The organism is Bradyrhizobium sp. Leo114 (assembly GCF_055229415.2).
The window spans coordinates 91954-112955 of sequence record NZ_JBUYEN020000021.1; the positions used below are offsets into that span (position 1 = coordinate 91954).

Consider the following 21002-nt stretch of genomic DNA (forward strand, 5'->3'; position numbering starts at 1 on the left):
CGAGCGATCGACGCATTCGCGTTGACCCGAAATTTCGTCGCCGATACCACCCGCCCATCGTCGCGTATCAAAGCGCATAGATCAGAATTCATCGCGGGGGCGAGTGATGAGCAACATAAAGACGCCGAGGTCGCTGCGTTTCGAGGTGGCGATCAACTCGGCCGGCGAACGGCTTGAGGGCTACTCGGGCAAGAAAGTGTCGACGGTTGCGGGCCTGATCGCGGCCGCATCGTTTTCCGGCGCCGAAGCGCAACAGCCCAATTTGCCGCCGGTGAATGTGGAAGCGCCCGTGGCGCGGCCGCGGCCGGCCAACACCAAGCCGACACCGGATCAGGTCCGCGCCCGCACCGCACTCAGGCGCGCGTCACGTCGCACGCAGCAGACACGGGTTGCGGCCGTGCCTTATCCCAACGCCGGTGGGCTCAATGCCGATCGCGATCCCTATGCGGATCCTGCCGCGCCTTACAAGGTCGATCGCGTGCAGGCGTCAGGAAAGTTTCCCGAGCCGATCCTGAATACGCCGAAGACGATCACTGTGCTCTCCAGGCAAGTGCTGGACGACAAGAACGCCACCACGTTGCGGCAGGCCGTGCTGAGCACCGCCGGTGTCACGCTCGGCACGGGCGAGGGCGGCAACGCCTTCGGCGACCGCTTCTTCATCCGCGGCTTCGATGCCCGCAACGACATATTCATCGATAGCGTGCGCGACGCCGGCGTCAGCATCCGCGAGAACTTCTTCACCGAGCAGGTCGAAATCCTGCGCGGCCCCGGCTCTTCATTTGCCGGCCGAGGCACCACCGGCGGCGCCATCAACATCGTCACCAAGCAGGCGACGACGGAGGGCAGCTTCTACAACATGGATACGACGTTCGGCACCGACCGCACCAAGCGCGTCACGCTCGACGTCAACCAGGTGATCAGCCCGACGCTTGCCGTGCGCGCGGGCGGCCTGTTCCAGGACGCGGGCGTTGCCGGCCGTGACTACGTGTCCGATGACCGCGGCGGCGGGTTCGTTGCGGCGAAGTGGACGCCGATCGATGCGGTGAAGGTGACTGCAGGCTACATTCACACCGATATTCACGGCCTGCCGGATTTCGGCGTGCCCTATTTCCGGCCGAGCACCGCGAGCAAGGCAGGCGGCCCGTTCCCGGATTTCGGCGTCAACCGCAACAATTGGTACGGCTTCACCGATCGCGACTTCTCGCAGGTGAAGCAGGATATCGGCACCATCAACGCCGAGGTGCAGGTCACGCCGGATCTTACGCTCAGCAACAAGACCAGGGCCTCGCGCTCGCTGTTGAATTACATCGGCACGCTGCCTGAGGCGCCGGTCCTCAGGAATCCGCTGATTTTCTCGACGTTGTCGGCCAATCCGCAGAGCCGCTATCAGACCACCGATACGCTGGCCAACCAGACCGAGGCCACCTACAAATTCGACACTGGCGGCTGGCGCCATACGGCGCTCGCCGGTGTTGAAGTGTCGCAGGAGCGCTCCAGCATCGACAAGTATACCGGCTTGAGTTCGGAAGCCATTGGCGCGCCGTTCTCGGGCACGGGCTCTGTCACGGGTGTCAGCGTGTTCAACCCGCAATACACATTCCTGCCGTTCGGCACGACCCCGACGCTTGCAGGTCTCCCAACCAAGATCGGAATCGACACTACCAGCGGCTATCTGCTCGACACCGTCAACTACCACGATCTCGTCATCCTCAACGGCGGCATCCGCTACGATGATTACAAGATCAACACGAGCGGCTTCGGCACGGTGAACGGCGTGCCCAACGTGTTCGGGACGCAGTCGGCCGAGTTCGGTCTGCCGAACTTCAATTTGGGCATCGTGCTCAAGCCGCTTCCGATCGCGAGTGTCTACGCGGCCTATGCCACCTCTTCCAATCCCGTCGGTGCTGAGTTCGACGGCACCAGCACGGCGTATGGCGGCCTCTCGCCGGTGCTGAACGGTAACACCAATCAGATCTTCGGTCCCGAGAAGAACACGGCGATCGAACTCGGCACCAAATGGGAGTTGTTCGATCGGCACCTGTTGGTGACGGCGGCGCTATTCCAGACCGAAAAGGATAACGCGCGTGAATCGGTCAATATCACGCCGGCGACCGCCACCGCATCCTGTCCCTATCCCGCGAACACAAGCGGCACCGTGCCCTGCATCAGTGCCGGCGCTGCCTACCGCATCCGCGGCATCGACCTCGGCCTTGGCGGCAAGATCACGGACAAATGGAGCGTGTTCGGCGGACTGGTGCTGATGCAGTCCGAGGTGACGAAATCGCTCGTTCCGCCCGCGAACACGATTCTCTACACCACCAATGTCGGCCTGCCGCTCGCCAACGTCGCGCATCAATCGTTCAGCCTGCTGACGAAGTACCAGCTCACGGACATGTGGGAGATCGGTGGGCAGGCGGTCTACCGTTCCAAGATCTATGGCGGCACGTTCCTCGCGGCGAACCAGGGTACGCAATTGCCGAGCTACTGGCGCTTCGATGCGTTCGCGGAGGCGAAGCTCAACAAGAACTGGAGAGTCAAACTGTTCGTGAACAACATCTTCAACAAGCTTTATTACGACGCGTTGTATCAGAGCCCGGCTCCGTTCGTGCTCGAGGCGCCAGGTCGCGCCGCCTATCTCGTCGTATCGGCACGGTTCTGAAACGACAGGGCATGCTGATTTGCGTTCCGAATGTGCTGAGCAAGACCGATGTGGCTGACTTCCGTCGCATCATGGATGCCAGCGCCTGGGAGGATGGACGTTCGACGGCAGGCGCCGCATCGGCGCTGGTGAAGCGCAACGAGCAGTTGCCGCCGGATAGCGAGGTTGCACGCCAACTCGGCAGCCGCGTGCTGTCGGCGCTTTCGGCCAGTGCGCGCTTCATCTCGGCGGCGATCCCACTTAGAATCTTTCCACCTTTGTTCAACCGTTACGTCGCCACCGACGGTCATCATTTCGGTCTGCATGTCGACAACGCGGTGAGGGGAGACCATCTCACCGGCTTGCGGATACGCACCGACCTCTCGGTCACGCTGTTTTTATCGGAGCCGGATGAATATGATGGCGGCGAGCTCGTCATCGAAGATCTCTACGGCTCGCATGAAGTGAAGCTGCCGGCCGGCGACCTCGTTCTTTATCCTGCTTCTAGTTTGCATCTGGTCACGCCGGTGACGCGGGGCGCGCGGGTTGCGTCTTTCTTCTGGCTCCAGAGCATGGTACGGGAGGCGCACGCTCGCAGTCTGATCTTCGATCTGGACACCGCTATCCAGGCCTTGGTGGAGCGGCTTGGGCGAGACGATCCCGAAACGGTCAAATTGACCGGCATCTATCACAACTTGATACGCCACTGGGCCGAAGTATGAACATCCTAACTACCCGCGCGACACTCCTTGCACTCTCCGTGCTGACGCTGGTCTCGTTTGCAGCACCGTCGTCGGCGCAGCAGCAGATGGCGCCCGCCGCTCCCGCTCCATCTGCGCCTGTCGCGCAACAGACTGCTCCCGCCGCGCCGCAACCGCCGGCAGAGGCGGCGACGCCGGCGCAGTCACCCTCCGCCGCCGCGTCGGTTGCCTCGCAGGGAACTCAAGACGTCAGTGCAGCGCCCGCCGAGGGCGACGGCAAGAAATCGGCGACCATCGCCGGACTGAAGGAACTGTCGCCCTGGGTGATGTTCTGGAATGCCGACATCGTCGTGAAGGCGGTGATGATCGGTCTTGCCTTTGCATCGCTGGTGACCTGGACGGTGTTCATCGCCAAGATGATCGAGCTTACCGTCGTGCAGCGCAAGTTGCGCGCCGCGCTCGCCAAGATCAGCGATGTGCGCTCGCTTGCTGAAGCGCAGTTCGCGCTCGGCGCCAAGGGCAGCGTGCTGTCGACCCTGATCGCGGCGGCGATGCGGGAAGGGCGACTGTCGGCCGGCATCTCCAGCGACGCCGGCATCAAGGAACGCGCGGCATCGAGTTTTGCCGAGATCGTGCGTGCCGAAGGCCGCCGCATTCGCGTCGGCATGGGCCTGCTTGCGACCATTGGCGCGACCTCGCCCTTCGTCGGTCTGTTCGGCACCGTCTGGGGCATCATGAACAGCTTCATCGGCATCTCGAAATCGCAGACCACCAACCTCGCGGTGGTCGCGCCCGGTATCGCCGAGGCGCTGCTCGCGACCGCGATCGGCCTCGTCGCGGCGATCCCGGCCGTGATCATCTACAATCACTTCTCGCGGGTGACGAAGGGTTATCTGGAACTGGTCGGCCGTGCCTCGGGCGCGGCTGCGCGGCTGCTGTCGCGCGACCTCGACCGCACCAATGTCAGCGTGTCCAGCGGCGCACATTCGCGCACGGCGGCGGAGTAGGCGATGGCTGTCTCGATCGCGGACAATGACGGCGACGACGACGATTTCGCGGAATCGCACGAGATCAACGTCACGCCATTCATCGACGTCATGCTGGTGCTGCTGATCATCTTCATGGTGGCCGCGCCGCTCTCCACCGTGGACCTGCCGATCGATCTGCCGACGTCGAGCGCGACGCCGCAGAAGAAGCCGGATAAGCCGACCTATGTCAGCATCAAGTCCGACCTGACGCTTGCGATCGGCGAAAATGCGGTCAAGCGCACTGAGCTGGTGCATTCGCTCGATACCTTGGCCGACATGAGCAAGGATAAGTATGTATTCCTGCGCGCGGATCGCGCGGTGCCTTATGGCGAGCTGATGGGGGTGATGGAAATCCTGCGCTCGGGCGGCTACAACAGGGTCAAGCTGGTGACGCTCGAAGGTGTTCCCGGCGCGCCTGCCGCACCGCAAGCCGCCGAACCGGCAAAACCTTGACGACGGACAGCGATGTCTGACCTCGATCTCGAGCAGAAGCCTTCCCGACGGCTATGGATTTGCGCCGCAGCGACGGCGCTTGCGCTGCATGTTGGCGGCGCGGCGCTGGCGCTTGCGAATTTGCGCGGCGATGACGTCGGCGACGGCTTGGGCGCAAATGCCGCCGAGTTCGCGGTGGAGATGGCCTCGCCCAAGGTCGAGGAGGAGAATCTGCCGCCGGGTCCTGACGCCGATGCGTCGCAGGCCGCTCCGCAGCTCTCCGAGCAGAAGGCCGAGGTCAAGGAGACCGACCTGCCAAAGGACGTGCCGCACGAGTCCGAAGACCCCGACCGCATCGTCACGCAGAACGACTCGAAGAAGCCCCAGGAAGACGATCCCAAGGTCCAGGCTGTCCAGACCCAGGCCTCCGAAGAGGCGCCGGCCCAGGAAGCAACCGCGCGGCAGACGCTGGAGGAGAACGCGCCGGAGGCCGAGCAGGCCAAGGCCCCCAATCGCGGCATCGGCAAGGACAGGCAGAAGCTGACCGCCGACTGGGGCCGCAAGATCAGCGCCTATTTCGAGCTCCACAAGCGCTATCCGCACAACAAGAGCAGGGCGACCACCGTGAAGGTCAGCATCGTGCTGAACCGCCGCGGCAATATCGTGAATGTCGCCGTCGCGGAGTCCTCAGGCGACCCGGCCTTCGATGACGCGGCCATCTCGATGGTCCGTCGGTCCGATCCGGTCCCCGCGCCGCCAGCCGAACTCACCGAAGACCAATTCGCCTTCAGCCTCGACGTGAACTTCAAGAAGCCGAAGTAACGGATTGAGGCACAGGGCGGATTAGCTCGTAGGATGGGTAGAGCGGAAGCGAAACCCATCGGTCTCAAAGCAAGCTGCGCGAATGATGGGTTTCGCTTCGCTCTACCCATCCTACGGCTGCAACGCGGCTCTAGCGCCAGAAATAGCGGATGCCGACGTAGACCACGACGAGGCAGGCGAAGATCAGCGCCACAGGGAGCGGCCGTTTGCCTGTCGGGCCCGATACCCCCGGCTTCTTGGCGGGGAGGCGGCGGAAGGCGGTGACATTGCCGCGGTCGGCGACCGGCTCGCGGGAGGGGGCGGGGACATCGGGCGGCGTGCCGGCACCGCCCATCTCGGCATAATAGCTCTTGTACATCAGCTTGATGGTGGCCTCGCTCGCCTCAAGCTCCGGCATCTGCTCCAGGAGCTTGTTGTAGGTGCCGAGGAAGTTCTGCGCGTCGGCCGACAAGGACGACGTGCCGTTCAGCTTGGCGAGCATTTTCCAGGTCGCGAAGTCCGCTCTGGCACGGGTGTCCGCACGTCGAGCGATCAGCATATCGGCAGCTTTGATCAAGAGGCCCTCGCGATTTTTTCTCAACCTAGGCGTTGCCGGTGATGAGGAGAAGCGCACCTATCACATAGCCGGTCAGTGTCCTCAGTATCGCGGAAATAATATCAAGATTGAGACCAAGCTGCGAACCGAGCAGGGGCAGCAAGATCAAAAGCCCGATCAGGATCAGCAACCCGTAGGGCTCGAGGCGCGCGAGCGGCTCAGCGAGCGGCCGGGGCAAGAGCCCGACCGCCACCCGGCCGCCATCCAGCGGCGGGATCGGCATCATGTTGAAGATCGCGAGCACGATATTGATGAGGAAGGCGTTTTTGAGATTGTCCGCGACCCAGCGCGCGCTGTCCGGCGGGACGAATGGGAGTAAGTGGAATGCCAGTGCGGCAACCAAAGCGAGAATGATGTTGGTGGCGGGGCCGGCCAGCGCCACCCAGACCATGTCGAGCCGGGGATGCTTGAGATTGCGGAAATTGACCGGCACCGGCTTGGCATAGCCGAACAGGAAGGGCGACTGCGACAGCAACAGCACGGCGGGCAGGACCACTGTGCCGAAGGGATCGATATGCTTCAGCGGATTGAAGCTGACGCGGCCGAGCTGCCAGGCGGTGTTGTCACCCAGCCGGTGGGCGACGAAGCCGTGCGCCGCCTCATGGAAGGTGATGGCGATCAGGAGCGGCAGCACCCAGACGGAGATGGTGTAGAGGGAGATGTTCAAGGGGGATATCCGGTCGCGGCGGCGCCGCTCTCAACCACACATGATGGTTGCGGCCGGGTTCCGGCGCAAGGCGGAAATGCGCTGCGACGCATTAGCGCGGAATATCGGCCGTCAGCGTAGCTTCTGCACTGCCGGATCGGCCTCGACGACCTCCTTGGGGCCGGATTGCGTCGTCGCGATCCAGATGCCCGCGAACACGGTCACGATGCCAATCACCAGATTCCAGCGCAGCGGCTCGCCCAGCAGCGCGGCGCCGACGAGCGATGCCGCGATCGGATTGACGGTCACCGAGATCGCGACGCGGGTCGGCGTCGTGCGCTCCAGCGCGAATGCCCAGAGATAGAACGTCAGCGCCGCGCCGAAGGCCCCGAGATAGACCGCGCCGAACCATTGTGGGACACCGAAAGCGGCGACCGGGGCAAAACTGCCACGCGCGAGCGAGGCGAGGATAAGGCAGGCGGCACCGGCGGCCATGGCCATCGTCGTGAACGGGATGGGGCCGGAGCGGCGGATGAAGGGCCTCGACCAGATGCTGTAGAGCGCCATGCAGAGCGCGGCCGCGACCATCAGGAGATCGCCGCGCCACGCCCCATCAGGCGCGGTGCTGAGGCCGGAGAGCAGGGCCATGGCGACACCTGTTATCGTCACCAGTACGCCCGTGGTCTTTCGCACCGTCAATTGCTCGCTGCCAAGCGCCGCGCCGACCGCCATCGTCAATAGCGGCAATGTCGAGAGCGCGAGCGCACCGCGCGCCGCCGTCGTGAAGATCAGCGATGCGTTGAACAGGATCGGGAACAGGGCGAAGAACAACAGGCCGAGGCCAATCACCGCCGGCCAGTCGCGTCGCGCCGGCCAGCCTCGTCCCTGTATCAGGACGAGCGGAAGCAGCAGCAGGAAGCCGATGCCGAAGCGGAACGCGCCGATGGCGAGCGGGTCGATGGCGCCCACGAGGTAGCGCGTTGCCCCGATCGACGTGCCGCCAAGCGCGCTCGAAAGCACCGCGGCCAGGACACCCCAAGTTTCGCCCATCCGGCTTGACCTCATTTTTCGGTTCTTGCCGACGGTAGGGGACACGCGATAATCAAGAAATCAAATTTATCTTATGGATAAAATCACGGTTCGTTATGAGCATGGATCCGGACCTCCTGAAGGCATTCGTTGCGGTGGCGGACCATCGTTCCTTCACCCGCGCGGCCGTGGCGCTGAACCGGACGCAATCGGCGGTCAGCATGCAGGTGAAGCGGCTGGAAGAGCGGCTGCAGGCGGAGCTGTTTCATCGCACCAAAGCCAATGTTGACCTCAGCGCGGCCGGCGAAGGCCTGCTCGGCTATGCGCGCCGCATCCTCAGCCTGAACGAGGAGGCGATGGGCCGCGTCCGGGAGCACAAGGTAGAGGGGCGCGTCCGCCTCGGCGTGATGGACGACTACGGCACGCTACTGGTCCCGCCGCTGCTCGCCAGCTTCGTCGCCAATTATCCGCTGATCCATATCGAGATGGAGACGGGGCTGACTTCGTCCATGACCGACCGGCTCGGAGAGGCCTACGACCTCGTCATCGCCATGCTCCCGGAAGGACGCGGCGAAGGCGAACTCCTGCGGTGCGAGCAGGCGGTGTGGGCGGCGAGCCCGGAGCATCGCGTCGAGGAGCTTGATCCGCTTCCGGTGGCGCTTTACCCGCAGGGCTGCCTGTTCCGGAGTTGGGCGATGCAGGCGCTTGACGCTGCGAAGCGGCCGTGGCGGCTCGCCTTCGTCAGCCACAGCCTCGCGGCGGTCGAGGCGATCGCGGTGCAGGGATTGGCCGTGACCGTGGTCAAGGCCGGGACCTTTCCGCCGCGGCTCCGGCGCCTGTCGGATCGCGACGGCATGCCGCCGCTGCCGCGCGCCGAGATCAGGCTGCATCGCGCCGCGAACCTGTCGCGCGCGGCGTTACTGTTGGCCGACCATCTGGTCGCGGAGCTCCGCCAACCGATTTAATTAGTAGGTCGCGCGGCCGCCCGAGATGTCGAACACAGCGCCGGTGGAGAAGGCGCAATCCTCCGACGCCAGCCAGGCGACCAGCGCGGCGAGTTCTTCCACCAGCACGAAGCGGCCCTTCGGAATCTTCGACAGCATGAAATCGATATGCTGCTGCGTCATCTGGTCGAAGATCGCGGTACGCGCCGCCGCCGGCGTTACCGCGTTGACGAGGATATCGTGTTGCGCGAGTTCCTTGCCGAGCGATTTCGTCAGCGCGATCAGGCCGGCCTTCGACGACGAATAATGCGCCGCGTTCGGATTGCCTTCCTTGCCGGCAATGGAGGCGATGTTGACGATGCGGCCGTAGCCCTGCTTGAGCATCGCCGGCACGATCGCCTTGCAGCAGATGAAGGGGCCGTCGAGGTTGATGCGCAATACCTTGCGCCATTCCTCGAGGTCAGTCTCCCACACGGTCTTGTTGATGCCGGCGATACCGGCATTGTTGACGAGGATGTCGATCTTGCCGAACGCTTTCAGCACTTCGTCGCGCGCTTTCTCGACGCCGGCGGGATCGGTAACGTCGACCTTGAAGGCGGCCACCTCCGGGCCGATCTCCTTCGCGGTCTTCTCCGCCAGCGCGATGTCATGATCCCAGATCGCGACTTTGGCGCCGGAGGCGACAAAGCGATCGGTGATTGCGCGCCCAAATCCCTGCGCGCCGCCGGTGACAACCGCAACGCGGCCGGTGAGATCGTATTCGTTCATGGTGTGCTTCCTTGAAATTAGAGTGTCCAGCCGCCGTCGATGGCATGCGCGACGCCGGTGGTGAACGCGCTCTCGTCGCTGGCGAGATAGACGGCGAGTGCGGCGATCTCCTCGGCGGTGCCGAGCCGGCCCATCGGCTGGCGGGCGATGAACATGTCGCGCCCTTGCGGGCCTGCGGCGGCGGCGCGCTGTAGCATCGAGGGCGTCTCGACCGTGCCGGGGCAGATGCAGTTGCAGCGGATGCCTTTGGAGATGAAGTCGGCCGCGACCGAGCGGGTGAGGGCGGCCACCGCCGCTTTGGTCGCTCCGTAGGCGTAACGGTTCGGCGCGGCCTTGAACACGCCGGCGGCGGAGGCGATGTTCACGATCGCGCCACCGCCCGCGTCCAGCATGCCCGGCAGGAAGGCACGGATCGTGCGGTGCATCGACTTCACATTGAGATCGAAGGAGAAATCCCAGTCCTCATCGGAGCAATCGAGCACCGTGCCGTGATGGACGAAGCCGGCGGCATTGAGCAGGATGTCAGTCTTGCCGACGCGCTTGGCCATCGCCGCGACCGCAGCGGTGTCGCGCACGTCCAGCCGCGCCACCTCGGTGACGCCCTCCCGCTTGAGCAGCGCAAGCTTCTCCTCGTCGATATCGGTGGCGAACACGGTGGCGCCCTCGCGCGCAAAGGCCACCGCGCAAGCGCGGCCGATGCCCACGGCCGCTGCGGTGACGAATGCGCGCTTGCCCTTCAGGCGGTCTGACATGTTGTCTCCCTTCATTCTGCCCGTCATTCCGGGGCACGCGAAGCGTGAGCCCGGAATCCATTTGTCCGCTCGCGTTTGTGGCGCAATGGATTCCGGGTTCGCCGCTTCGCGACGCCCCGGAATGACGCCGACCTAGTGATTATCCCTGGCCACCCCGACCTTGCCGGCGATGTCGTGATAGCGGGTGGCGAGTTCGAGGCAGGCGCCGGTGGCCTGCTGGCCGACGGTGGCGCGATAGAGTTCCTGCCACGGCGTCTGGTTCGCCGGATAGCGGAAGCCGCCATTCGCCTTCAATTCGGCATGCCGCTTCTTCACCTCGTCATCCGAGATCAGGATGTTGGCGGTGCCTTTGTTCAGGTCGATGCGCACCCGGTCGCCGGTCTTCAGGATCGCCAGCCCGCCATCGGCGGCCGCTTCCGGCGAGGCGTTGAGGATCGACGGCGAGCCCGAGGTGCCGGACTGGCGTCCGTCGCCGATGCACGGCAGGGACAGGATGCCGCGTTTGATCAGCGCCGCCGGCGGCTGCATGTTCACGACTTCGGCACCGCCGGGATAGCCGATCGGACCTGCGCCGCGGATGAACAGCATGCAGTGCTCGTCGATCTCGAGCGAGGGATCCTCGATCCGCTTGTGGTAATCCTCCGGCCCCTCGAACACGATGGCGCGACCCTCGAAGGCGTTCGGGTCCTTCGGGTTGACCAGATAGCGGTCGCGGAACTCCTTGGAGATCACGCTGGTCTTCATGATCGCGGAATCGAAGAGATTGCCGCGCAGTACCAGGAAGCCTGCGTCCTTCACCAGCGGCTTGTCGTAGGTCCAGATCACGTCGGCATCGGGCCGGGCTGCATCCTTGCAGTTCTCGCCCATGGTGCGGCCGTTGACCGTCACCGCATCTTCATGGATGCGCTTGCGCGTCATCAATTCGCGCACCACCGAAGGCACGCCGCCTGCGCGGTGATATTCCTCGCCGAGATAGAAGCCGGCCGGCTGCATGTTCACCAGCAGCGGCACGTCGTGGCCATATTTCTGCCAGTCGTCGATCGACAATTCGACGCCGACATGGCGGGCGAGTGCGTTGATGTGGATCGGCGCGTTGGTCGAGCCGCCGATCGCCGAATTCACCACGATGCAGTTCTCGAACGCCTTGCGGGTGAGGATGTCGGAAGGCTTCAGGTCCTCCCAGACCATCTCGACGATGCGCTTGCCGGTCTCATAGGCGATCTGGCCGCGCTCGCGATAGGGCGCGGGAATCGCCGCGCATCCTGGCAGCGACATGCCGAGCGCTTCGGCCAGCGAGTTCATGGTCGAGGCGGTGCCCATCGTGTTGCAATGGCCGACCGACGGCGCCGAGGAGGCGACGACGTTCATGAACTCCTCATAATCGATCTCGCCGGCGGCGAGTTGCTCGCGCGCCTTCCAGACCACGGTGCCGGAACCTGAGCGCACGCCATTGTGCCAGCCGTTCAGCATCGGCCCGCCCGACAGCACGATCGCGGGCAGGTTCACGGTCGCCGCCGCCATCAGGCAGGCGGGTGTGGTCTTGTCGCAGCCGGTGGTCAGCACCACGCCATCGAGCGGATAGCCGAAGAGAACTTCGACAAGGCCGAGATAGGCGAGATTGCGATCGAGTGCGGCGGTGGGCCGCTTCCCCGTCTCCTGAATTGGATGGGTCGGAAACTCCATCGCGATACCGCCGGCTTCGCGGATGCCTTCGCGCACCCGATGCGCCAATTCAAGATGATGGCGATTGCAGGGCGAGAGATCGTTGCCGGTCTGCGCAATGCCGATGATCGGTTTGCCGGACTGCAGTTCCTGCCGCGTCAGTCCATAATTAAGGTAGCGCTCGAGATAGAGCGCGGTCATGCCGGGATTGTGCGGGTTGTTGAACCATTCACTGGAGCGGAGCTTGCGTTTGGTGACTGGCGTAACGGGCTTGTTCATTGTTTCTCCCCGAGCGCAAAAGGCATGCTGCACTGCACTCAGCCTTGTTTCATTGACGCAACTTTATGCACGTCGACCGACTGTTCGCAATTGATTGAGCGCCGCGATATTCAACTTTGATCCAACGACATGGCGAAAAAATTCTGCTAAGAGGCAGCTCAACTTGAAGAGTGGGCAGGGGCCTTTGTGGTCCTAACCGCCGCTAGAATCGGAGGGAATTGAATGGCGTCGGTGCAGATTAGCGACGTGCGCAAGTCGTTCGGTGGGTTTGAAGTCCTGCACGGCGTGACTGTTCCGATCGAGGACGGCGCGTTCGTGGTGTTGGTTGGCCCCTCCGGCTGCGGCAAGTCGACGTTACTGCGCATGCTGGCGGGACTGGAGAACATCACCTCCGGGACGATCTCGATCGGCAATCGCGTCGTGAACAACGTGCAGCCGAAAGAGCGCGACATCGCGATGGTGTTCCAGAACTACGCGCTCTACCCGCATATGACCGTTGCCCAAAATATGGGCTTCTCGTTGAAATTGCGGAATGCGAACCAGCAGGACATCACCTCCCGGGTCAAGAAGGCCGCCGAAATCCTCGCATTGACGCCGCTCCTTGAGCGCTTCCCCCGTCAATTGTCGGGTGGTCAGCGCCAGCGCGTCGCAATGGGGCGCGCGATCGTCCGCGATCCCCAGGTGTTCCTGTTCGACGAGCCGCTGTCCAATCTCGACGCCAAGCTGCGCGTCGCCATGCGCACCGAGATCAAGGAACTGCACCAGCGGCTGAAGACCACGACGGTCTATGTCACCCACGACCAGATCGAGGCGATGACGATGGCCGACAAGATCGTCGTCATGCATGACGGCATCGTCGAGCAGATGGGATCGCCGCTCGAGCTCTATGACAAGCCCGACAACCAGTTCGTCGCCGGCTTCATCGGCTCGCCCGCAATGAACTTCCTCAACGGGCATCTGAAAGCCAACGGTCAGGTTTATGTCGAGACCGAGGAGGGCGCCCGGTTGCCGCTGGCGACCGCGCCGACCGCTTCCGACGGCAAGCCGGTGGTTTATGGCATCAGGCCCGAGCATCTCGACCTCGCCAGTGACGGCATCGAGGCCGAAGTCATCGTCGTCGAGCCCACCGGTTCGGAAACCCAGATCGTGGCGCGCATCGGCAAGCAGGACATCATTGCGGTGTTCCGCGAGCGACACGACGTCAAGCCCGGCGAAAGGATTCATTTGCGGCCGCGCGCGTCGTCCGCTCACCTGTTCGACAAGGACACCGGCCACCGTCTTTAGAGCATGATCCGGAAAAGTGGAGACCGGTTTTCCGAAGAAGATCATGCTCGAACAAAGAGCTAGAGCGGGATGACAATTCGAAGAAAAGTCATCGCGCTCTAGGCAGCCGGATTAACAAGCCCAAGCAAGACCATAAAATTAAGGGAGAAGACTTGAAATGAATAAGTTTACGACCGATCGCCGCTCGCTGCTCAAGGGCGGTGCGGGCCTTCTGGCAGCCGCCGCGACGATGTCGGGCGACGAACTGCTGGGCTATGCGAAGGCCTGGGCGCAGACTTCGCCGTGGAAGCCGGAGCCGGGGGCCAAGATCAACCTGTTGCGCTGGAAGCGGTTTGTTGAAGCCGAAGACGTCGCCTTCATGAAGATCGTCGACGCCTTCCAGAAGGCCAACAACGTCACCATCAACGTCTCCAACGAATCCTACGATGACATCCAGCCCAAGGCGTCGGTTGCCGCCAATACCGGGCAGGGCCTCGACATGGTCTGGGGTCTCTACTCGCTGCCGTTCCTGTTCCCGAGCAAATGCGTCGATGTTACCGACGTCGCCGACTATCTCGGCCAGAAATGCGGCGGCTGGACTGACTCCGGCAAGGCCTACGGCATGCTCAACGGCAAATGGATCGGCATTCCCGTTGCCGCCACCGGCGGCCTCGTCAACTACCGCGTCGCCGCGGCCGAGAAGGCCGGTCACAAGGAGTTCCCGAAGGATCTCGCCGGCTTTGCCGACCTCGTGAAGGGCATGAACAAGAACGGCACGCCGGCCGGCATGGCGCTGGGCCATGCCTCGGGCGACGCCAACGGCTGGCTGCACTGGGCGCTGTGGGCCCATGGCGGCAAGATGATCGACAAGAACAACAAGGTCGTCATCAACTCGCCCGAGACCGCCAAGTCGCTGGAGTACGTCAAGGGCCTCTATGAGAACTTCGTGCCGGGCACGGCCTCATGGAACGACAGCTCCAACAACAAGGCGTTCCTCGCCGGCCAGCTTCACCTCACCACGAACGGCATCTCGATCTATGTGACGGCGAAGAAGGAGAATCCGCAGATCGCGGAGGACATGAACCATGCGCATCTGCCGCCCGGCATCGACGGCAAGACGCGCGAGCTTCATCTCGGGTTCCCGATCCTGATCTTCACTTTCTCGAAGTATCCGCAGACCTGCAAGGCGTTCACCGCCTTCATGCTGGAGCCGGACCAGTTCAACCCCTGGATCGAAGCGGCGCAGGGTTATCTGTCCCACTTCCTCCTCGGCTACGACAAGAACCCGGTCTGGACCGCAGATCCGAAGACGACGCCTTACCGCAGCGTGGCGCAGAGCGCGTCGACGCCGGCCGGCGAGGCGCAGATGAGCGAGAACGCGGCGGCTGCGATCGCCGACTTCGTGCTCGTCGACATGTACGCGAACTACTGCACCGGACGCGAGGATACGAAGACCGCGATGGCTTCGGCCGAACGCGCGGCCAAGCGCATCTTCCGCTAAGCGAACGGCCGGCGCGAAGTGCCGCGCCGGCTTTGGATATGAAGGTGATCGGGGCGACGCTCGGCCGTGGGGGCTCGGGCCGGGCGTTGCCTTCGATTTGGAGTTGGAGACGGAATGAGCACTGTCCAGACATCGATGCCGGTACAGGCTGCCGCTGCCGGCGAGCAGTCACTTTGGTCAAGACTGCGCGCCAGCCGTAACTGGGCGGCGCTGTGGTTCATGCTGCCGGCCGCGGCCTTCCTGATCCTGTTCCTGGCCTATCCGCTGGGGCTCGGCATCTGGATGAGCTTCACGGACGAACGCATCGGCCGTGCCGGCGTCTTCATCGGCCTGGAGAACTATCTATGGCTGTGGGACGACGCGATCTTCTGGCTGTCGGTCTTCAACACGATCCTCTACACGCTGATCGCCAGCGTCATCAAATTCGCGATCGGCCTCTACCTCGCGCTGCTCTTGAACCGGCACATGCCGTTCAAGGCCATGATCCGCTCGATCGTGCTGATTCCCTTCATCGTGCCGACGGTGCTGTCGGCGATCGCATTCTGGTGGATCTATGACGCCCAGTTCTCGATCATCTCCTGGTCGCTGATCAAGCTCGGCCTGATCGAACACAACATCAACTTCCTCGGCGACAGCACCTGGGCCCGCGCCAGCGTCATCTTCGCCAATGTCTGGCGCGGCGTTCCGTTCGTGGCGATCACGCTATTGGCCGGCCTGCAGACGGTGTCGCCCTCGCTCTATGAGGCCGCGACGCTCGATGGCGCCACCAACTGGCAGCGCTTCTGCTACATCACCTATCCGCTGCTGACGCCGATCATCGCCGTGGTGATGACGTTCTCGGTGCTGTTCACCTTCACCGACTTCCAGCTCATCTGGGCTCTGACCCGCGGCGGGCCGGTCAATGCGACGCATCTGATGGCGACGCTGAGCTATCAGCGCGGCATCATCTCCGGACGGCTGGGCGAGGGCGCGGCGATTGCGACCGCGATGATTCCGTTCCTGCTCGCCGCGATCGCGATCTCCTGGTTCGGCATGCAGCGCCGCAAGTGGCAGCAAGGATCGAACAATGACTGATTCAGCCCTGCAAACCAAAGCGCCGGCGTCGGCCGCGAGCGACGACTCCGAGGGCATGAGCTATCTGGAGTCGCTGCCGCGTCGCCTGATCACGCTCTATCTGCCGCTGTTCATCATCCTCGTGGTGCTGCTGTTCCCGTTCTACTGGATGGTGCTGACGTCGATCAAACCGGACGAGCAGTTGATCGACATGGAGAAGTTCAACCCGTTCTGGGTTGTCCATCCGACCTTCAAGCACATCAGCAAGCTGCTGTTCGAGACGCAGTATCCGCGCTGGCTCTGGAACACGATGTATGTGGCTGTCGGCGCCACCTTCCTATCGATCGCGGCCAGCGTGCTGGCGGCCTATGCGATCACCCGGCTGCGGTTCAAGGGCGCCGACACGGTCGGCATCCTGATCTTCTTCGCCTATCTGGTGCCGCCGTCGATCCTGTTCATCCCGCTGGCCTCGGTGATCCAGGCCTACGGCCTGTTCGACTCGCCGCTGTCGCTGATCCTGGTCTATCCGACCCTGCTCATTCCGTTCTCGACCTGGCTCTTGATGGGGTACTTCAAGACCATCCCCTATGAGCTCGAGGAATGTGCGCTGATCGACGGCGCCTCGCGCTGGCAGATCCTGGTCAAGATCATCGTGCCCCTGGCGATCCCCGGCCTGATCTCGGCCTTCATCTTCTCGTTCACGCTGTGCTGGAACGAGTTCATCTATGCGCTGACCTTCCTGCAATCGACGCCGAACAAGACGGTGCCGGTCGCGATCGTCAACGAGTTCGTCGACGGCGACATCTACAAATGGGGATCGCTGATGGCGGGCGCGCTGGTCGGCTCGCTGCCGCTCGTGATCCTTTACGCCTTCTTCGTCGAGCATTATGTGTCGGCCATGACGGGAGCCGTGAAGGAATAGCGCAGGCGCCCATCTAGCCCTGAAGAACACGAAGGAGTTGGGTCTTGCACGTTCTGATTCTCGGCGCCGCCGGCATGGTCGGCCGCAAATTGACCGACCGACTGCTGCGCGACGGCCGCCTCGGCAAGCAGGACATCACCAGGATGACCCTGCAGGACGTGGTCGAGCCTGCAAGGCCGGCCAACGCCTCGATCCCGGTCACGGTTGTGGCGTCCGACTTCGCCGATGCCGGCGCCGCGGCGCCATTGATCGCCGAGAGGCCCGACGTGATCTTCCATCTCGCCGCGATCGTGTCCGGCGAGGCGGAGGCTGACTTCGACAAGGGCTACCGCATCAATCTCGACGGCACGCGCTACCTGATCGACGCCATCCGCGCGGTCGGCGGCGGCTACAAGCCGCGGCTGGTGTTCACGTCCTCGATCGCCGTGTTCGGCGCCCCGTTCCCGGAAAAGATCGGCGATGAATTCTTCCACACGCCGCTGACGAGCTACGGCACGCAAAAGTCGATCTGCGAGCTTCTGATCAACGACTATACCCGCAAGGGCCTGTTCGACGGCATCAGCATCCGCCTGCCGACGATCTGCGTCCGGCCGGGCCGGCCGAACAAGGCGGCGTCGGGCTTCTTCTCCAACATCATGCGCGAGCCGCTCGCCGGCGAGGAGGCGATCCTGCCGGTGTCCGAGGACGTGCGGCATTGGCATGCCTCGCCGCGGTCGGCGGTCGGCTTCCTCGTGCATGCCGGGACCATGGACCTCAATGCCATCGGCCCGCGCCGCAACCTCAGCATGCCCGGGCTCTCCGCCACTGTCGGCGAGCAGATCGCAGCACTCGAGCGCGTCGCCGGCAAGAACGTCACGGCGCGGATCAAGCGGGTGCCGGATCCGACCATCATCGGCATCGTCTCCGGCTGGCCACGCGACTTCGTCACCGACCGCGCGCTGAAGCTCGGCTTCACCACGGCCGAGAAGACCTTCGACGACATCATCCGGATTCATATCGAGGACGAGCTCGGCGGCAAGTTTGCAGCCTAGCTTTCCCTTCGGAGTGCGGTCATGACGCGGGTAGCCTCTATCGGCGAATGCATGATCGAGTTGAGGCAGGCGCAAGGCGGAGCCCAAAGCGGGCACCACGGCGGCCTCTACTCCCGGGGTTACGGCGGTGACACCCTCAACACCGCCGTCTATCTCGCGCGCCTTGGCGTCGACGTCGACTACATCACGGCGCTCGGCGACGATGCGTTGAGCGAAGAGATGATCGCCACCTGGAAGGCCGAGGGCGTCGGCACCAAGCGCGTCGCCCGGCTCGCGGGTAAATTGCCGGGCCTCTATCTGATCCAGACGGATGAGAAGGGCGAACGGAAATTCTTCCATTGGCGCGAGAACTCGGCCGCGCGCAAGCTGATGCATTTGCCGGAGACTGAGGATCTCCTCAATTCACTCGCGACCTACGACCTCGTCTATCTCTCCGCTATCACGCTCTCGATCTATGACGATTACGGGCGAGGGCGGTTGATGACGGCCTTGAAGCGTGCGCGCCTGCTTGGCACGCGCTTCGCGTTCGATACCAATTTCCGCGCCCGCGGCTGGCCCGATCTGGCCGAGGCGCGCAGCGCCTATAGCGCGGCGTTTGAGGCGGCCGACATCGTGCTCGCCTCGACCGAGGATTTGTTGCCGCTCTATCCGGGCGAGGGCACCGAGGCGCTGCTCGCGGGCATTCCGAGCCCGGAAGTGGTGCTGAAGCTGTCAGAGCCGGCCTGCGTGCTGCGCTTTTCCGGCGGATCGCGGGAGGTGAGGGCCGAGCCGGTGACCCAGCCGGTTATCGACACCACCGCCGCGGGCGATAGTTTCGCGGCCGCCTACCTTACGGCCCGGCTTTCCGGCGCCGAGCCGCCGGAAGCCGCGCGCGCGGGCCACCGTCTGGCCGGCGTCGTGGTGTGCTATCCCGGCGCGATCATTCCGCGCTATGCCATGCCGCCGAAGAAAGTGCCGCGGCCGCCGAGTTCGCGCAGGGTTTCGCAATGACATCAGCCAAACAGGAAACGCTGGTCACGCTGTTCAGCCAGGCCAAGGTCATCCCCGTCCTCACCATCGAGCGGCGAGAGGATGCGGTGCCGCTGGCGCGCGCCCTGGTCGCCGGCGGGGTGGTCACCCTTGAGGTCACTTTGCGGACACCGGTCGCGATCGAGGCGGCAAAGGCGATCATGGCCGAGGTGCCGGACGCGATCGTCGGCATCGGCACGATCCTGAGCCCTGATGATCTGGCCCGCGCCGAGTCGCTCGGCGCCAAATTTGGGATCAGCCCAGGCGCGACGCCCGAGCTCCTGACGGCGGCCGCGGCAAGCAGCCTGCCATTCGCGCCGGGGATCGCGACCGCATCCGAATTGATGCAGGCGCTGGCGCACGGCTTCGATCTCGCAAAATTCTTCCCTGCGGAATCGTCAGGCGGTATCAAAGCACTTCGGGGGCTGGCCGGGCCGTTCCCGAATGCGCGGTTCTGCCCGACCGGCGGCGTCGGGGAAGCCAATGCCGCCACCTGGCTGGCGGAGCCCAATGTGGTCGCGGTCGGTGGGTCCTGGCTCTGCCCGCCCGCGGAGGTCAGGTCCAACAATTGGGCCGGCATAACCGCCATGTGCGACCGCACCCTGAAATCGCTGAAAGCCGGGTGAAGTCCGGTTACGGATCAGCTACAAGCGATCAGGAACATTTTTGGGAGAACGGCCATGACAGCCAGCATCGTGGGGTGGGCCCACACGCCTTTCGGCAAATTCGACGCGGAGACGGTTGAAAGCCTGGTGGTGCGCGTCGCCCACGAGGCGCTGACCGATGCCGGCATTTCGGCCGGCGACGTTGACGAGATCGTGCTGGGACATTTCAACGCAGGCTTCTCGCCGCAGGATTTCACGGCCTCGCTGGTGCTGCAAGCCGATCCGCAGTTCCGTTTCAAGCCGGCCACGCGCGTCGAGAACGCCTGCGCGACCGGTTCTGCCGCTGTGCACCAGGGAATCCGCGCCATCCAGACCGGCGCTAAATTCGTGCTGGTGGTCGGCGTCGAGCAGATGACGCGGACGCCGGGGCCGGAGATCGGCCGCAACCTGTTGAAGGCGTCCTATTTGCCGGAAGATGGCGACACCGTTGGCGGTTTTGCCGGCGTGTTCGGCAAGATCGCGCAGGCCTATTTCCAGAAATATGGCGACCAGTCCGATGCCCTGGCGCTGATCGCCGCCAAGAACCACAAGAACGGCGTCGCCAACCCTTACGCGCAGATGCGCAAGGATTTCGGCTTCGAGTTCTGCCGCGCCGAGAGCGACAAGAACCCGTTCGTCGCCGGCCCCTTGAAGCGCACCGACTGCTCGCTGGTGTCGGATGGCGCCGCCGCGCTGGTGCTGACGGATGCGGAGACCGCCAAGACCATGGGCAAGGCGGTGAACTTCCGCGCCACCGCCCATGCGCAGGACTTCCTGCCGATGTCCAAGCGCGACATCCTGCAGTTCGAGGGCTGCACGGTGGCCTGGCAGCGCGCGCTGGAGCAGGCCGGCGCCAGGCTGTCCGATCTCTCCTTTGTCGAGACCCATGACTGCTTCACCGTCGCCGAGTTGATCGAGTATGAAGCGATGGGCCTGACGCCGCGCGGGCAGGGCGCCCGTGCGATCAAGGAGGGCTGGACGCTGAAGGACGGCAAGCTGCCGATCAATCCGTCCGGCGGGCTCAAGGCCAAGGGCCATCCGATCGGCGCCACCGGCGTCTCCATGCATGTGATGAGCGCGATGCAGCTCACGGGACAGGCGCCCGAGGGTATGCAGTTGAAGAATCCCGAGCTCGCCGGCATCTTCAACATGGGCGGCGCCGCGGTTGCGAATTACGTTTCGCTGCTGGAGCCGGCGAAGTAGGCTGTAGGCGAAGCGGGCTGCGGTAGCCGTAGGGTGGGTAGAGCACAGCGAAACCCACCATCTTCGCCCTGGGTCGTCATT

20 protein-coding genes are annotated in these 21002 nt (G+C 63.9%); 14 read left to right on the top strand and 6 right to left on the bottom strand.

The annotated features are described in order from the left end of the window. Positions 1-106 precede the first annotated feature (106 nt). Genes ACZIRK_RS24925 through ACZIRK_RS24945 form a run of 5 tightly spaced genes read left to right on the top strand, consistent with a single transcriptional unit; the run spans position 107 to position 5621 of the window. Positions 107-2659, top strand: coding sequence for a TonB-dependent receptor (locus tag ACZIRK_RS24925; RefSeq protein WP_463328251.1), 2553 nt, complete (start codon positions 107-109; stop codon positions 2657-2659). Positions 2660-2670: 11 nt separating this feature from the next. Next, positions 2671-3360, top strand: a complete 690-nt coding sequence (locus ACZIRK_RS24930; protein WP_130227794.1) for a Fe2+-dependent dioxygenase — start codon at positions 2671-2673, stop codon at positions 3358-3360. Further along, entirely contained in the window at positions 3357-4346 is a 990-nt protein-coding gene (exbB, locus tag ACZIRK_RS24935; protein WP_130227795.1) for a tonB-system energizer ExbB, read from the top strand. The genes ACZIRK_RS24930 and exbB overlap by 4 nt, the downstream gene beginning before the upstream one ends. A 3-nt stretch (positions 4347-4349) precedes the next feature. Further along, a complete protein-coding gene (gene exbD, locus ACZIRK_RS24940; protein ID WP_028164594.1) occupies positions 4350-4820 on the top strand; it encodes a TonB system transport protein ExbD in 471 nt (156 codons plus the stop codon). A gap of 12 nt (positions 4821-4832) precedes the next feature. Further along, on the top strand, positions 4833-5621 hold the full coding sequence (locus tag ACZIRK_RS24945) for a cell envelope integrity TolA family protein (protein WP_130227796.1): 789 nt from the start codon (positions 4833-4835) through the stop codon (positions 5619-5621). 130 nt (positions 5622-5751) lie between these two features. Here the strand turns inward: ACZIRK_RS24945 and ACZIRK_RS24950 are convergent, their stop codons facing one another. The 3 genes from ACZIRK_RS24950 to ACZIRK_RS24960 form a co-directional block, all read right to left on the bottom strand. Continuing rightward, the gene (locus tag ACZIRK_RS24950) at positions 5752-6159 is read right to left on the bottom strand and encodes a hypothetical protein (protein WP_130227807.1); all 408 of its coding nucleotides are present in this window, start codon (positions 6157-6159) and stop codon (positions 5752-5754) included. Positions 6160-6202: 43 nt separating this feature from the next. Next, positions 6203-6883 carry a site-2 protease family protein gene (locus tag ACZIRK_RS24955; RefSeq protein WP_028164597.1) on the bottom strand — a complete coding sequence of 227 codons (681 nt, stop codon included), beginning with the start codon at positions 6881-6883 and terminating at the stop codon, positions 6203-6205. A 111-nt stretch (positions 6884-6994) separates the two neighbouring features. Then, positions 6995-7912, bottom strand: a complete 918-nt coding sequence (locus ACZIRK_RS24960) for a DMT family transporter (protein ID WP_463328252.1) — start codon at positions 7910-7912, stop codon at positions 6995-6997. 101 nt (positions 7913-8013) lie between these two features. On the opposite strand from ACZIRK_RS24960, the gene ACZIRK_RS24965 reads away from it, so the two are divergent. Beyond that, the gene (locus ACZIRK_RS24965; protein WP_463328253.1) at positions 8014-8856 is read left to right on the top strand and encodes a LysR substrate-binding domain-containing protein; all 843 of its coding nucleotides are present in this window, start codon (positions 8014-8016) and stop codon (positions 8854-8856) included. On the opposite strand, the gene ACZIRK_RS24970 is transcribed toward ACZIRK_RS24965, so the two are convergent. From ACZIRK_RS24970 to ACZIRK_RS24980, 3 genes are all read right to left on the bottom strand, one after another. Beyond that, positions 8857-9603, bottom strand: coding sequence for an SDR family NAD(P)-dependent oxidoreductase (locus ACZIRK_RS24970; RefSeq protein WP_130227799.1), 747 nt, complete (start codon positions 9601-9603; stop codon positions 8857-8859). Positions 9604-9620: 17 nt separating this feature from the next. After that, positions 9621-10355, bottom strand: coding sequence for an SDR family oxidoreductase (locus ACZIRK_RS24975; protein ID WP_463328254.1), 735 nt, complete (start codon positions 10353-10355; stop codon positions 9621-9623). Between the two features lie 132 nt (positions 10356-10487). Next, a complete protein-coding gene (locus ACZIRK_RS24980; protein WP_463328255.1) occupies positions 10488-12296 on the bottom strand; it encodes an IlvD/Edd family dehydratase in 1809 nt (602 codons plus the stop codon). A gap of 222 nt (positions 12297-12518) precedes the next feature. Between ACZIRK_RS24980 and ACZIRK_RS24985 the strand changes: the two genes are divergently transcribed. The 8 genes from ACZIRK_RS24985 to ACZIRK_RS25020 all read left to right on the top strand — a co-directional run bounded on the left by ACZIRK_RS24985 (position 12519) and on the right by ACZIRK_RS25020 (position 20921). Continuing rightward, positions 12519-13580, top strand: a complete 1062-nt coding sequence (locus tag ACZIRK_RS24985) for an ABC transporter ATP-binding protein (protein ID WP_028164602.1) — start codon at positions 12519-12521, stop codon at positions 13578-13580. Positions 13581-13737: 157 nt separating this feature from the next. After that, positions 13738-15060, top strand: a complete 1323-nt coding sequence (locus ACZIRK_RS24990; RefSeq protein WP_028164603.1) for an ABC transporter substrate-binding protein — start codon at positions 13738-13740, stop codon at positions 15058-15060. A 114-nt stretch (positions 15061-15174) separates the two neighbouring features. After that, positions 15175-16134 carry a carbohydrate ABC transporter permease gene (locus ACZIRK_RS24995; RefSeq protein ID WP_130227802.1) on the top strand — a complete coding sequence of 320 codons (960 nt, stop codon included), beginning with the start codon at positions 15175-15177 and terminating at the stop codon, positions 16132-16134. After that, positions 16127-17035 (top strand): carbohydrate ABC transporter permease, encoded by a 909-nt coding sequence (locus ACZIRK_RS25000; protein WP_130227803.1) that lies wholly within the window; start codon positions 16127-16129, stop codon positions 17033-17035. Before ACZIRK_RS24995 ends, ACZIRK_RS25000 begins: the two co-directional genes overlap by 8 nt. 44 nt (positions 17036-17079) lie before the next feature. Continuing rightward, on the top strand, positions 17080-18066 hold the full coding sequence (gene denD, locus ACZIRK_RS25005; protein ID WP_130227804.1) for a D-erythronate dehydrogenase: 987 nt from the start codon (positions 17080-17082) through the stop codon (positions 18064-18066). Positions 18067-18087: 21 nt separating this feature from the next. Beyond that, a complete protein-coding gene (locus ACZIRK_RS25010) occupies positions 18088-19056 on the top strand; it encodes a sugar kinase (protein ID WP_463328256.1) in 969 nt (322 codons plus the stop codon). After that, positions 19053-19700 carry a bifunctional 4-hydroxy-2-oxoglutarate aldolase/2-dehydro-3-deoxy-phosphogluconate aldolase gene (gene eda, locus ACZIRK_RS25015; protein WP_130231089.1) on the top strand — a complete coding sequence of 216 codons (648 nt, stop codon included), beginning with the start codon at positions 19053-19055 and terminating at the stop codon, positions 19698-19700. The genes ACZIRK_RS25010 and eda overlap by 4 nt, the downstream gene beginning before the upstream one ends. Positions 19701-19754: 54 nt before the next feature. Further along, on the top strand, positions 19755-20921 hold the full coding sequence (locus ACZIRK_RS25020) for an acetyl-CoA acetyltransferase (protein ID WP_130231087.1): 1167 nt from the start codon (positions 19755-19757) through the stop codon (positions 20919-20921). Positions 20922-21002 lie beyond the last annotated feature (81 nt).

Bases quoted from the DNA above. Each gene is read 5' to 3' on its own strand.
- ACZIRK_RS24945 (WP_130227796.1), top strand. From the start codon at position 4,833: ATGTCTGACCTCGATCTCGAGCAGAAGCCTTCCCGACGGCTATGGATT.
- ACZIRK_RS24960 (WP_463328252.1), bottom strand. From the start codon at position 7,912: ATGGGCGAAACTTGGGGTGTCCTGGCCGCGGTGCTTTCGAGCGCGCTT.
- eda (WP_130231089.1), top strand. From the start codon at position 19,053: ATGACATCAGCCAAACAGGAAACGCTGGTCACGCTGTTCAGCCAGGCC.
- ACZIRK_RS24925 (WP_463328251.1), top strand. From the start codon at position 107: ATGAGCAACATAAAGACGCCGAGGTCGCTGCGTTTCGAGGTGGCGATC.
- exbB (WP_130227795.1), top strand. From the start codon at position 3,357: ATGAACATCCTAACTACCCGCGCGACACTCCTTGCACTCTCCGTGCTG.
- ACZIRK_RS24975 (WP_463328254.1), bottom strand. From the start codon at position 10,355: ATGTCAGACCGCCTGAAGGGCAAGCGCGCATTCGTCACCGCAGCGGCC.
- exbD (WP_028164594.1), top strand. From the start codon at position 4,350: ATGGCTGTCTCGATCGCGGACAATGACGGCGACGACGACGATTTCGCG.
- ACZIRK_RS24950 (WP_130227807.1), bottom strand. From the start codon at position 6,159: ATGCTGATCGCTCGACGTGCGGACACCCGTGCCAGAGCGGACTTCGCG.
- ACZIRK_RS24980 (WP_463328255.1), bottom strand. From the start codon at position 12,296: ATGAACAAGCCCGTTACGCCAGTCACCAAACGCAAGCTCCGCTCCAGT.
- ACZIRK_RS25010 (WP_463328256.1), top strand. From the start codon at position 18,088: ATGACGCGGGTAGCCTCTATCGGCGAATGCATGATCGAGTTGAGGCAG.
- ACZIRK_RS24995 (WP_130227802.1), top strand. From the start codon at position 15,175: ATGAGCACTGTCCAGACATCGATGCCGGTACAGGCTGCCGCTGCCGGC.
- ACZIRK_RS24930 (WP_130227794.1), top strand. From the start codon at position 2,671: ATGCTGATTTGCGTTCCGAATGTGCTGAGCAAGACCGATGTGGCTGAC.
- ACZIRK_RS24965 (WP_463328253.1), top strand. From the start codon at position 8,014: ATGGATCCGGACCTCCTGAAGGCATTCGTTGCGGTGGCGGACCATCGT.
- ACZIRK_RS24990 (WP_028164603.1), top strand. From the start codon at position 13,738: ATGAATAAGTTTACGACCGATCGCCGCTCGCTGCTCAAGGGCGGTGCG.
- ACZIRK_RS24985 (WP_028164602.1), top strand. From the start codon at position 12,519: ATGGCGTCGGTGCAGATTAGCGACGTGCGCAAGTCGTTCGGTGGGTTT.
- ACZIRK_RS25000 (WP_130227803.1), top strand. From the start codon at position 16,127: ATGACTGATTCAGCCCTGCAAACCAAAGCGCCGGCGTCGGCCGCGAGC.
- ACZIRK_RS24970 (WP_130227799.1), bottom strand. From the start codon at position 9,603: ATGAACGAATACGATCTCACCGGCCGCGTTGCGGTTGTCACCGGCGGC.
- ACZIRK_RS25020 (WP_130231087.1), top strand. From the start codon at position 19,755: ATGACAGCCAGCATCGTGGGGTGGGCCCACACGCCTTTCGGCAAATTC.